The organism is Bacillus sp. LNXM65, assembly GCF_002998575.1.
Taxonomy (GTDB): domain Bacteria; phylum Bacillota; class Bacilli; order Bacillales; family Bacillaceae; genus Bacillus.
In genome coordinates this window covers 196,932-209,618 of the sequence record NZ_PVRB01000007.1, presented here as the reverse complement: position 1 = coordinate 209,618, position 12,687 = coordinate 196,932, and the positions used below count along the sequence as shown (strand labels likewise).

Here is a 12,687-nt window from a genome sequence, read left to right as displayed (position 1 = left end):
GTAAACCAATGTTTACAGCCTTTTGTGATTCTTTTATTTTACAATAAGCACAGGTATATCTGATTTTGATGATAACTTTTCACTTACACTGCCAAAGAGCATTTTTTTCAATCTGCTTTGGTCACGTGCTCCCATGACGATGAGGTCTGCTGATATGTCTTCAGCATATTCGATAATCGCTTCCGCTGGTTCCCCCTCAACAATTTCAATGGCAGCTTCAAACTGCTCCTCATTTAAAAGCATTCTTGCTTCTGCAACGACTTCTTCTGTATGATCTTCAAAAATCAAGGGACTTTGCTGTTCATCATGAGGTACATACACAGGGGGTGTTTGAAGGTCTGCCATGCCGCCGCCGATATAAGCTCCGCCAGTCATTGGGCGTGGTGCATCAAACACCTGTCTGCTTGATTTGCCATCATGTGCATAGGCAACAGTCAGCTTGGCATTCAAGGTTTTGGCTAGAGCGATTGCCTTTTTTAATGCTTTCTTACTGTCTTCATGTCCATCAAACGCAACGACCATCCGATCAGCTTGAAACAATGTCCTCATTCCTTTCAAAAGGAGTCTTTACACTCATGGTATACCCGTTATCTGAAAAAGATACACATGAAGGCGGTGAACTTTTTGTTAGAAAATTTCATTTATTGAAAAATATTTATTGACAAAATGGTGACAGCCACTATAAGATAAAAAAAGATTCAAGAGCCAAAAGGAGGAAATGTCATGTGCAACATTGGAAGAATGAAATCAAACTGCATGAATGGGTTGATTCACGTGACAATTACACCTTCATTGGTCATTGAAAAGGGACTCGTATGTTCCAATTGATCGGATGAATCAAGGCGTATGTTGCGTATTTGTCAACATGCGCCTTTTTACATGACTAAAAGAGGCGTACCAGACAGCTGGTTGCCTCTTTTTTTGTTGTATTCATTTCGCATTTCGAAATAAAGGGATGGAGATCAACAAGTAAATGAAGAGGAGTGAAAGCATGTGAACATGCCAAAAGCAAGACAAATGACAAAAACCAAAAAAACGAAACAAGGTGACAGCCAGGAAAATCTAGAAAGCGGCTAGCTTTAAAAGGAGAGACAAACATGTTTTCAGTATTTGCGAAATTAGGCTGGTTCTTCAAACAAGAGTGGAGGCGTTATACGATCGCCATTACGCTTCTGCTCATTGTGAATGTGCTTGAAATGCTGCCGCCAAGATATCTTGGGCAGGCAGTTGATGACATTCGTTCTGGTCAATTTACAACATCCAGTATTGTGTTTTATGTAACCATTTTTTGCTTGCTAGGTGTCGTCGTCTATACGCTGACATATTTTTGGATGTATCAGTTATTTGGCGGCGCAAATGTCATGGAGCGTGTGATGCGCGGGAAGCTCATGCGTCACTTACTTAAGATGACACCCACCTTTTATGAAAAGAAAAAAACCGGTAATTTAATGGCATTAGGTACAAACGATTTAAATGCTGTGGCTTTAACGACAGGTTTTGGCGTTCTGACATTGGTTGATTCCACTGCTTATATGCTGATGATCTTCTTTACGATGGGGCTGACGATTAGCTGGAAATTAACCTTAATGGCGATCATCCCTATGCCGCTGATGGCGCTCTTGATTGCGTATTATGGCAGCAAGATTCATGATCGCTTTACAGTTGCTCAAGATGCATTTGGTGATATGAACGATCGCGTCCTTGAATCAGTCGCAGGTGTCCGGGTTATTCGGTCTTTTGTACAGGAGAAACAAGATGTCGAACGCTTTCGCCAAATGACAGATGATGTATTTCAAAAAAATATGAGAGTGGCGATCATTGATTCATTGTTTGAGCCGACAGTGAAATTACTTGTCGGTGTCAGCTACTTAATTGGAATCGGCTACGGAGCCTATCTTGTGTTCCAAAGTGATTTAACCATTGGTGAGCTTGTCGCATTTAACGTCTATCTTGGAATGATGATCTGGCCAATGTTTGCGATAGGCGAATTGATTAATATTATGCAAAGGGGAAATGCGTCGTTAGACCGGTTGAATCATACACTCAGCTACAAGCCGGATGTCACAGACGCTTCTCAGCCAAAAACGTTACAAGAGCCTGGCGATATTCAGTTTGACCGCGTGACATTCAGGTATCCAACTTCCCCTAAAGATAATTTAATTGATGTGTCCTTTACGGTTCGAAAAGGGCAGACAATCGGAATTACAGGCAAAACAGGAAGCGGTAAAACGACTATCGTAAAACAGCTTCTGCGCCAGTATCCAACAGGTGATGGTCAAATCCTGCTATCAGGAGTCCCAATCCAAGAGATCGAATTGGATCAGCTATTTCAATGGATCGGATACGTACCGCAGGATCATATCCTTTTTTCAAAAAGTGTAGAAGAGAATATGCGCTTTGGTCATCGGGACGCAAAACAAAATGAATTAGCACAAGCGATCAAAGATGCTTACTTTGAAAAAGATTTACGTCTTTTGCCAGAGGGTCTCGAAACCATGGTGGGGGAAAAAGGTGTGGCACTGTCAGGTGGACAAAAGCAGCGAATTTCCATTGCACGCGCTTTATTAATAGACCCCGACATTTTGATACTGGATGACTCGCTTTCTGCGGTAGATGCAAAAACAGAAACCGCTATTTTAGAAAATTTAAGGCAAAATCGTCATGGGAAAACGACGTTTATTACGACTCATCGTCTATCAGCTGTTGAGCATGCGGATCTCATACTTGTCATGGAAGAAGGACGCATTGTCCAAAAGGGCACCCACGAAGAGCTCATTCAGCAAGATGGGTGGTACAAAGAACAATTTCTGCGTCAGCAGCTGACAAACCAGCTGGAAGGAGGGGATGAGGCATGACAACAGGAAGAAGACTCCTTGCCTACGCACTCCTTTATAAGAAAGTACTGTCTGTTGCCTTGATCTTTCTCATCATTGCAGTAGGTGCTGAACTGACAGGACCATTTATTGGGAAGAAAATGATTGATGATCATATTTTAGGTGTAGAAAAACCATATGTCGAGGTCAATGAAAAAACAGACAAAACAGTTTATTACCAGGGAAATAACTATATACGAAGCGATCGATTAGACAGTGATATGAAATCCGGAAAACAAATCAATGTGGTGCAAGTCGGATTCGGTTACTATTTTGTAAATGAGCCGATTCGTTTTGATGGAAACCGAAAGATATCCGGAGATCAGCTTACCATTGAAAATGGGAACGAGCGCGAGACATATCAAGTACAGCGTTTATCAAAAGAGGAAATTTTCTCTTTTTATGAGCCGGAAATCAGTGGTTTGGTGCAGCTTGTTCTATTTTATCTAGGGCTTCTCGTCATTGCGATTTTCTTTCAGTATGCGCAGCATTATCTGCTACAGCGGATAGCCAATCGAATTATTCAAAAAATGAGGGTTGATGTATTTGAGCATATTCAAACGTTGCCTATCCGGTATTTTGATAATTTACCGGCTGGAAAGGTCGTAGCGAGGATTACCAATGACACAGAAACCATTCGTGATTTATATGTGACAGTCCTCGCTAATTTCGTGACGAGTGCTATTTACATGATTGGAATTTATATTGCCATGTTTTTATTAAATGTGAAGCTGGCACTCATTTGTTTGGTGGCGGTACCGATTATTTTCCTATGGTCAATGACCTACAGAAAGTTTGCATCAGTGTACAACCACCGCATTCGTTCGATCATTAGTGACATCAATGCCAAGCTAAATGAAGCCATTCAAGGGATGACCATTATTCAAGCGTTTCGTCATGAAAAAGTGACGAAAGAGGAATTTGATGAACTGAACAACAATCACTTTCGATATCAGCGAAAGATGCTGCATTTAAATTCACTTCTGTCGCATAACTTGGTTAACCTGCTTCGGAATTTAGCATATGTGGCACTCATTTGGTATTTTGGCGGTGCGTCCTTAAGTGCGACGGGCATTGTGTCAATTGGTGTGCTCTATGCGTTTGTCGATTATTTAAATCGATTATTTCAGCCGATTACAGGCATTGTGAACCAGTTCTCGAGATTGGAATTAGCAAGGGTTTCATCGGAAAGGGTTTTCCGATTATTGGATGAGCCAGGAACAACAGTGGAAGAACCTGTTCAAAAGAAAATGGAGGGACACGTTCAGTTCCAAGATGTCACCTTTGCTTATAATGAAGGAAATAATGTATTAAAGAACATTACGTTCGAGGCCAAAAAAGGCCAAACAGTTGCACTTGTGGGGCATACCGGTTCTGGGAAAAGCTCGATCATGAACTTGCTGCTGCGTTTTTATGACATTCAGCAAGGAGACATTCTCATAGATGGGGAAAGCATTTATCACCAGTCACGCCAAACGTTGCGTAAACAAATGGGCATTGTGCTTCAAGACCCGTATTTATTTTCCGGAACGATTGCATCCAATGTCAGCTTAGGAAATGAAGACATTAAAAGAGAAACGATTGAATCATCATTAAAGCAAGTAGGCGCAGTAGAGTTATTGAAGCACCTGCCAAAAGGATTTGATGAACCAGTCGTTGAAAAGGGAAGTACTCTTTCCTCAGGAGAACGTCAGTTAATCTCATTTGCCCGTGCATTAGCGTACGATCCAGCGATCTTAATTTTAGATGAAGCCACCGCAAACATTGATACAGAAACAGAAGCGATCATTCAGCGGGCGCTTGATGTCGTCAAAGAAGGACGAACGACTTTTGTCATTGCTCACCGATTATCCACCATTAAGAAAGCCGATATGATTTTGGTATTAGAAAAAGGTGAAATTGTCGAGCGAGGCAGTCATGATCAACTCATGCAGCAAGAAGGGCTGTATGCGCAAATGTACGAACTGCAAAAGGGTGCTGTTGCAAACAGCTGATGAATAACAAAAAAGAGCCTATTCACTTTGAATGAGGCTCTTTTTATTTGCATAAAAAGTCGAGGATTCGTTTTTGACCTCGACCTTTACTAGTTATATCGTTTACACGAGCTGCATCATCAGTAGGCAATGCCGACGCGTTGATGTACAAATTCCTTCGAATTTAACTGCTGATATAAAAAGTGTGCGGTATCTTCAACTGAAATTTTCTTTCCATCTATAGGGAGAAAATCTTTCTCATAGCGATATGACCGTGTCACTTCTCCATCTGGTAAATAGGTTGGACAAATAATGGTCCAATCTAGATCAGTCGATTGAAGGATTTCAAACGCTTTGGCATGCTCTTTAGCTGCTCGGGAAGTAGTCCGCCTTGATTCATTTGTTTCAAAACGGTAAAGCTCCGGCTGCTGCCTTGCCTTTAAAATACCTGCCGTACCAATTGTAATAATTCTTGAAGTATTTGATTGCTTCATGGCTTGTACGATATGCTCCATTGAAACAGATAATGTATCATCACCATCTGTTGATAGACAGCTCACAACAATATCTGCTCCTTTGATCGTCTCAAGCACATCTTCTCGATTTCTTGAATTGCCGGTGACTTGAAACATACCCGCAAGCATTTCTTCTCGGTTTGTCCGAATCAATGAACGAACTATGTAACGATCATCTACTTGAACGAAACGAAGAAATGCTTGTCCTACACGTCCATGAGCACCGAAAAGAGCTATTTTCATCTGTTCGATCCCTCCACTACATACTATAAGTGAAAAGAACCCAAAATGGTACAACTTTTATGTGATGCTTTTTTTATAAAGGTGAAAGGACCGAATACTATGAGCATATTCACATAATAGAGAGATCCCTACAAATTGTAGAAGTTCAAAGTTCATACCGGAAATAATGTCCATGAAGATCCGCTCCTTTCTACTACATGATATGAGCTGGAAAGGAGATTGGTGAGGGATAAAAATAAAAAAAGAAGACACCTTAAGAGGTGCCTTCTATGATCCAAATATGAAATTAAGCTTGTGTTCCACCCATGTGTTGTTGAGCGTAAGATACAAGACGCTTAGTGATTTCTCCACCAACTGATCCGTTAGCGCGAGATGTTGTTTCTGCACCAAGGTTTACACCGAATTCAGAAGCGATTTCGTACTTCATTTGGTCGATTGCTTGCTCTGCTCCAGGAACTAGTAATTGATTTGAACTATTAGAATTTGCCATGATGTGAATCTCCTTTTTGTATATGATTTGGTTTTTGGTTGGGTTTGCTGGAATCGCACCAGCGAAATGAGCAAGTCATTTGCCACTTGGCGAAACCCAATGCAGTAACTGCTTTGTACTAAGTATTATGGTGATTTCTGAAAAAAACATACGAGAAAAGAACATGGTAAATGTTGTTCAACATGCAAAAAAACCATCACTCAATCATGAGTGATGGTGCTGCTTAGATCTCTTTAATCAGCAGAGCGAATGCGAAGTTCTGTATCCGAATCAAAGAAGTGGGCCTTGTTCATATCAATAGCAAGAGGGATAGACTGTCCAGCCTGAACATCAGTACGAGAATCAACACGTGCAATAAAAGACTGACCATCGAGAGAAGAGTAAAGCATCGTTTCTGCTCCCATTAATTCAGCAACTTCTACACTGGCATCGATCTTTGTGCCCTCAGATGCCTCTATAAACACGGGTTCATCATGAAAATCTTCTGGTCTGATACCAAGGATGATATCTTTTCCGATATAACCTTGGCTGCGTAATACCTTCATCTTTCCTTCTGGTACACGAATATGCGTTTTTCCAACTGCAATAGCACCGTCAGAGAGTTTTCCTGTGAAAAAATTCATCGCAGGAGAGCCAATGAATCCGCCTACAAATACATTCTCTGGATTTTCATATACATCCTTCGGCGCTCCAACCTGCTGAATAAAGCCATCTTTCATCACAACAAGGCGAGTAGCCATTGTCATAGCTTCAGTCTGATCATGTGTGACATAGATAAATGTCGTTTGCAGACGCTGATGAAGCTTAGATATTTCAGCACGCATCTGAACGCGAAGTTTTGCATCTAAATTAGAAAGCGGCTCATCCAAAAGAAAGACCTTTGCATCACGCACAATTGCTCTCCCAAGTGCAACGCGTTGTCTTTGACCGCCAGACAGAGCTTTTGGTTTTCTGTCTAAATATTGCTCAAGCCCCAATATTTTCGCAGCATTTCGAACCCGCTCATCAATTTCTGATTTCGGGAACTTCCGCAGCTTTAATCCAAAAGCCATATTATCGTATACATTCATGTGAGGGTACAAAGCATAGTTTTGGAAAACCATTGCGATATCCCGGTCTTTTGGTGCTACATCATTCATCCGTTTTCCGTCTAACAGAAAATCCCCTTGTGAAATCTCTTCAAGTCCTGCAATCATGCGAAGGGTTGTTGATTTTCCGCACCCAGATGGACCAACAAACACAATAAATTCTTTATCTTCTATATGTAGATTAAAGTTGTCTACTGCTGTTACCTTGTTATCATACACTTTATAAATTTGATTGAGCATCATTTCAGCCATAGATGATAACCTCCCCATCCTCTTATTGAAAGCGCTTTACTTGTAAATAAAGTGTATAAAATGGGGAAGCGTCTGTAAATGGACAACGTGCACAACATCTCATTTTCACTTTTGGGCAGGATGCTCATGTCATTGATTGTTATGAAAGGTCGAGAAGATTCATCATAAAATAAACAGCAGATGCTTCTGGAAAATGCCGTATATCGATTCCTGTGCGCTCAATAAATTTATCGATTCGATATTGAAGGCTGTTTCTGTGAACATATAAAGCTTTTGCTGCCTTGGATGCATTTAAGTTACATTGCATATAGGTCATGAGGGTGCGGTAAACGTCCCGATCAAAGACCGCCTCTTTAAAAGCATCTGAAATAGCATGAGAGAGCGCGGATTCATCATAACGTATGAGTGATGGCAGACATTCATAAAATGTGGAAATCCCTGATCTAAGCTTGCCTCGCTGCACATGGTCCAAGAAAAGCTGCTGTTCATTTAACAATTTCTTCTGTAAATGTTCATTTGGCAAATGGAGCTGTCCTTGTAAAAAGACTGAGTCTGTTAAAAAGTCACTTGTAATGGCTAGAGACAAATCGTTTAGCAGATCTAATTGACCATTTTCTGATGTAGCGTTTGTTTGAATCAGCATCGCTGTATCAGCGCCTGTCCAAATGAAATGAGTATGTTCGAGGCTGTGAACCACAGCCTCTTTTATTTGCTGCCTTTGTTCTGCTTGATGGGACATTTTAAAATAATATACACGGACGGGGTGCTGAACGGTTAGTGGTTTGTTATCAAAAAGATAGCTGTACCATTTTTGTTCATCCTCAGTCTGCTTTGTATGAGAAAGATCAATTGGTGTAAGGAAAGTATTGAGAAGAAGTGTTTCTCTCGCTGTAAGCTCTGATTTGTCTACTCCAAATAATTCGCCTTCGTCTGTTTGATACCAAAGAATTTGATGATCATTTGTAGGTGAGCTGATGATATGCTCTCCGTAAACAAGCTTTAATTTTTCTAACATGGCGAAGCTCCTTAAACAGTTTAATCATAGACATGGAATAGCATTAATTCGTGGATTTCTTCTTTTAAGGTTGGTTCGACTTCATGAGGTGGAAGCTGAGAGCCCCATTCAATATCACCTGTTTTGTGGTAGATGCCTTCGTAGTGCGCACCATTGTGAAAAAAGGATATTTTCCAGCCTGGCAACTGTGCTTTCTTAAAGAGAGGTTTCCATTGAAAATGAGAAATCATATCATCATTGCCTCCTTGCTTTTATTGATGAAACAATAAATAAACACGACAATACGGAAACAACCTTGAACTTGATTTTATTGTATCTCATCTGATGAAAAGAGCATAGGAAAAGCATAGATTTCATAACACCATCAATTTAAAACGAAAAACAGTTAGTAGACGTTCGTGTGGTCTGTAGTTGTTGAGGTCGTTCGTGAAAGATAAGATGCATAATCCATGATTCTTTTCCCAATCAGCCTTTCTGAGTTTCGCAATGAAACATGCTGGAAAATCTCGCGGCCAGGGCGAGAATTGGCTTCAAACATCCAGATAGCTCCTGTCTGATCAATGCCTAAATCAAAACCGATTTCACCAATATGACCGGACATTTTTTCATCTATCACCTGACTAAGCGTGATGGCAGTATAAGAAAGCTGCTCTAAAGTTTTCAAACGCTTCTTCTTTTCTGGAAAAACATCATAAAGTGTTTTTACTAAGCCACCATGTAAATGGTGAGTCGTTACTGTGTGATTGCCAGAGACTTTTGCTGCTGCTGCTGTGACTGTCCAATGGCCGTACTTATTTTTATTCGTATGAACTCTGAAATCCATTGGTTGATTGTCTATTTGAAGAAGTGCAATGCCTTGTTGAGCCATAAAGTCTTGAATTGCGTGATCTTTCCGGAGCTTGGTCACGAAATGCTCTATTGAGTCATATGGAACAGCGCTTCCGTGATTTGAGCATACAGTGATTCCATGAGCCGTCTTCTTTAATTGATAAATACCGTCGCCGTGACTTCCGTTCGATGGTTTTAAGTATATGACCTGATGTAGATGGAGGAGTGTTTCTATTTTATTTAGAGCGTCCACCGGATCCAATTGTATGGAATGTGGAAGAAAAGGACATGTTTTTTCATCTGTTAACAGTTGTTCATGAATATCCCATTTATTAAAAAAATAAGGGTTGAACCAAGGAATATCATAGTCTTGTGTGAGTTTACGCTTTGTTTCTTGAATAAATGCCGACTGAGCAGCCTTTCTATTTGGAAGACGGTCGTAAATGACTGACGGCAGAGGCATCTGTTTTTTAACCCATGTTTGCTGTTGGTACAACAATCCTTCTACTATTCCTTTATCCCAATCAATAGAATGTGTACCAAAAAGGTAGGCAAATCCAGCATGCTGCCTGAAAGAGTGCAGCAGTTTGATAAAAAAGTCTGATCTCGTTCCTAGTGGCTGCGTGCTTTGCCCAAAACCTGCTGTGAAAATGCCAAGCAGCGGCCCTATAAACAGTGTATGATCAACGGCAATCACATCAGCTTTTGATTGATAAGGAATTAGTAAATTTCTATATAGATTTTCTGATAATAAAATTTTATTTGGATGTTGATGATAGGAAACGGTGAAGTCATCTACTAAACGGGATCCTAAAGCAAGAGAATAGATCGCATCCTGCTGTTTAAAATGGGCGGGAAGATGAACTGTTTTTTCACTTGTGAGATGAGGGGCGATGATGAAGCGATTTTTGTTCATAAGAAACCTCCTTCGGTTGAGACGTCATCGATTGAGCATGTGCAAGAATGGTACGAATCAATTGATCTTCCTTGTCAGGATAAGCTTTTAAAAAAGCGGATCGCCCTGGCTTTGATCTTATATTTGATATGAAAAGCCTGCCTTCACTTGTATGGAGTAAGTCTACAGCGAATTCAAAGCAAGGGGAGAAGGTTTTATCTATATATGCTGGGAGAGATGCTTGAATGGATGCAATATCATCTAAAAGAAGCTCTTTGATGTGCGGCTGCAATGTGTTTAGATAGTGATCAAAGCCTATCATGGGAGCTGATTTTTGTGTAATGTTTAAATGACTATTTTCTGTAGGTGATTTTGTGTGAATCCCTATGCGACTCCATTGATTTTGTGAATCTTTCATAAGGAAAATCCTTATTTCATTGAATAAAAAGTCTTTTTGATCACTCGTCTGAAAAAATTGAAGGAAATATCGGCCTACGTACTTTTTGCACCAGCGCTCTATATCTGATGGACGCGAAAATGTGATGACTTGCTCGGGACTTAGCTGAACAGTGAAAGTGTTGTCTTTTAAGAAAATGAAGTAAGTAGATGCTGCATGCTGTTGAGAGAGCGGCTGCATTTTACAATAACCGTCTTTCCTTACCATGTTGAGAAGTTCTGATGGCTCTTTTAATAATGAGCAGACAGGTAAATATGGCTGTAAAGAAGGGAGGAGACGGAGCTGCTCAAATAGCATCATTTTATTTGAAATACCTGTATTCAAAAAATCTGTTTTCGGATACTTTTTCAGCCATTCCATGATTGGTTTTGCTTTTTTAGATTGTGCGTCATGCTTGTAAAGGCATCGATCGTAAATCAAGTCAGGAATCTCAAATTCTGCTGCGGCAAATCCTTGACCATTCGTATAAGTTTGACCTTGTATCAAATTTGAAGCCGGCTTTAAATCAAATGGTGTAAAACGAACAACCTTTAAACCATAAGAAGGGGCAGCTTTGGCTAACCCACGAGTGAATGCCTCTTCATATTTTGAAGAAAGGGTCACAATACCTAATGTTGATGTCATTAAAAAACACCTTCTTTTCAACTTCTTTTTTTACCAGCACAAAAACACTTTTTCATGATTTTACATAAAGATTGCGCTCCTTTATCATTACGACAGATCGATTGATCATATGTCTAGCAACATGCTTCATTTGCTTGGGGACTTGACAACAACTATAATACGTATAGATTAAACCAATAAACTTCGGGTGTTGTTTGAAAGGTAGATGACGACTTTGAATATATTCACAACGTTTATCTTTATGATTGTTATAGGCGCAGTCATAGGAGCAGCGACAAACCATCTTGCAATTAAAATGCTTTTTCGCCCTTATAAGCCGTATTACTTATTCGGGAAACAGCTTCCTTTTACACCAGGGCTCATTCCTAAAAGAAGAGACGAAGTAGCCAAGCAGGTTGGTGTCATGGTTATGGAGCATTTGCTTACGCCAGAAGGAATTCAAAAGCGATTTGAATCATCGGAGGCAAAGCAAGAGATCTTGCATACAGTCCATCGATATATTGACAAAGGCGCTGAAATGGAGATAACAGTGCTAACTTTGCTTGAAAGAGTCGGCGTATCACAGGCTGACGTCAAAGCAGATGAATGGATCCATCAGTGGTCTGATCAGAAGCTCAATTCACTGCTTGAAAAATATAATGAGCAAACTTTATCTGAATTGCTTCCGCTAGATGTGGAAAACAAAATATCTTCAAAAATTCCAGATGCAGCTGATTATATTTTAAAGAGGGGCATTCATTATTTTGAAAGCGAGGAAGGTAAAGCAAGGCTTGGTAATATGATTGATGATTTCTTAAAGGAACGAGGCATGCTTGGCAGTATGGTTCAAATGTTTCTAGGGAATTCAAGCTTAATTGATCGGGTACATCCTGAAATCATCAAATTTTTAAGAAACGCAGAAACAAAAAGATTTTTATCAGATTTGCTTGTTCAAGAATGGGACAAGGTGAAGCAGTTTTCTCTTCAGGAGCTAGATGAAAAATGGAATGTGAAGGAGCTTGCTTATAGTGTGAAAAAGCAATTGCTTTCACACTTCTCTACAAAGCTGATATTAGACAAGCCAGTTGGATATTATGTCAGTGCAGTAGCGCTTGATCTCAAAACACACTTTGCACCAGTGCTTGTCGACAAGGGGATTAAAGCAGCATCGAATGCTTTAGAGGGACTGCTCGCAAAGCTCAAATTTGAAGATATCATTCGTGAGCAGATTGAACATTTTCCGCTTAAAAAAATGGAGGAGCTTGTGGTTAGCATTTCCAACAATGAACTTAAAATGATCACGTTTTTAGGCGGTTTTTTAGGCGGATTAATCGGCGCAATTCAAGCAATCTTTGTCACGCTATTTTAAGACAAGCTAGAGAAATTTTGATGAATTCATTGTATATATGTGAAACGAAAGCCATAGTTTGTTATAGTGGAGTGGTGTCCGCCGAT

11 protein-coding genes are annotated in these 12,687 nt (G+C 40.1%); 3 read left to right on the top strand and 8 right to left on the bottom strand.

The features are described from left to right. Positions 1-33: 33 nt before the first annotated feature. Positions 34-540: a universal stress protein gene (locus tag C6Y03_RS15070; protein ID WP_003210990.1), complete on the bottom strand. Its 507-nt coding sequence runs from the start codon at positions 538-540 to the stop codon at positions 34-36. 557 nt (positions 541-1,097) lie between these two features. On the opposite strand from C6Y03_RS15070, the gene bmrC reads away from it, so the two are divergent. Further along, the gene (bmrC, locus tag C6Y03_RS15065; protein WP_066031099.1) at positions 1,098-2,855 is read left to right on the top strand and encodes a multidrug ABC transporter ATP-binding protein BmrC; all 1,758 of its coding nucleotides are present in this window, start codon (positions 1,098-1,100) and stop codon (positions 2,853-2,855) included. Next, positions 2,852-4,867, top strand: a complete 2,016-nt coding sequence (locus tag C6Y03_RS15060; RefSeq protein WP_106036603.1) for an ABC transporter ATP-binding protein — start codon at positions 2,852-2,854, stop codon at positions 4,865-4,867. The genes bmrC and C6Y03_RS15060 overlap by 4 nt, the downstream gene beginning before the upstream one ends. A gap of 119 nt (positions 4,868-4,986) precedes the next feature. Here the strand turns inward: C6Y03_RS15060 and C6Y03_RS15055 are convergent, their stop codons facing one another. The 7 genes from C6Y03_RS15055 to C6Y03_RS15025 all read right to left on the bottom strand — a co-directional run bounded on the left by C6Y03_RS15055 (position 4,987) and on the right by C6Y03_RS15025 (position 11,253). Then, positions 4,987-5,604, bottom strand: a complete 618-nt coding sequence (locus C6Y03_RS15055; protein WP_060595886.1) for an NAD(P)-dependent oxidoreductase — start codon at positions 5,602-5,604, stop codon at positions 4,987-4,989. Between the two features lie 286 nt (positions 5,605-5,890). Further along, positions 5,891-6,094, bottom strand: coding sequence for an alpha/beta-type small acid-soluble spore protein (locus tag C6Y03_RS15050; protein ID WP_034663637.1), 204 nt, complete (start codon positions 6,092-6,094; stop codon positions 5,891-5,893). Positions 6,095-6,327: 233 nt separating this feature from the next. Beyond that, positions 6,328-7,434 carry an ABC transporter ATP-binding protein gene (locus C6Y03_RS15045; protein WP_060595888.1) on the bottom strand — a complete coding sequence of 369 codons (1,107 nt, stop codon included), beginning with the start codon at positions 7,432-7,434 and terminating at the stop codon, positions 6,328-6,330. 139 nt (positions 7,435-7,573) lie between these two features. Beyond that, complete coding sequence (locus tag C6Y03_RS15040) at positions 7,574-8,449, bottom strand: helix-turn-helix domain-containing protein (RefSeq protein WP_106031627.1); 876 nt, start codon at positions 8,447-8,449, stop codon at positions 7,574-7,576. A gap of 20 nt (positions 8,450-8,469) precedes the next feature. Then, on the bottom strand, positions 8,470-8,679 hold the full coding sequence (locus tag C6Y03_RS15035; protein WP_003211787.1) for a YheE family protein: 210 nt from the start codon (positions 8,677-8,679) through the stop codon (positions 8,470-8,472). Positions 8,680-8,834: 155 nt separating this feature from the next. Beyond that, positions 8,835-10,193: a YheC/YheD family endospore coat-associated protein gene (locus C6Y03_RS15030; protein ID WP_106039570.1), complete on the bottom strand. Its 1,359-nt coding sequence runs from the start codon at positions 10,191-10,193 to the stop codon at positions 8,835-8,837. Continuing rightward, positions 10,150-11,253: a YheC/YheD family protein gene (locus C6Y03_RS15025; RefSeq protein WP_066031095.1), complete on the bottom strand. Its 1,104-nt coding sequence runs from the start codon at positions 11,251-11,253 to the stop codon at positions 10,150-10,152. Before C6Y03_RS15025 ends, C6Y03_RS15030 begins: the two co-directional genes overlap by 44 nt. 214 nt (positions 11,254-11,467) lie before the next feature. On the opposite strand from C6Y03_RS15025, the gene C6Y03_RS15020 reads away from it, so the two are divergent. Then, on the top strand, positions 11,468-12,601 hold the full coding sequence (locus C6Y03_RS15020; protein ID WP_106039569.1) for a DUF445 domain-containing protein: 1,134 nt from the start codon (positions 11,468-11,470) through the stop codon (positions 12,599-12,601). Positions 12,602-12,687 lie beyond the last annotated feature (86 nt).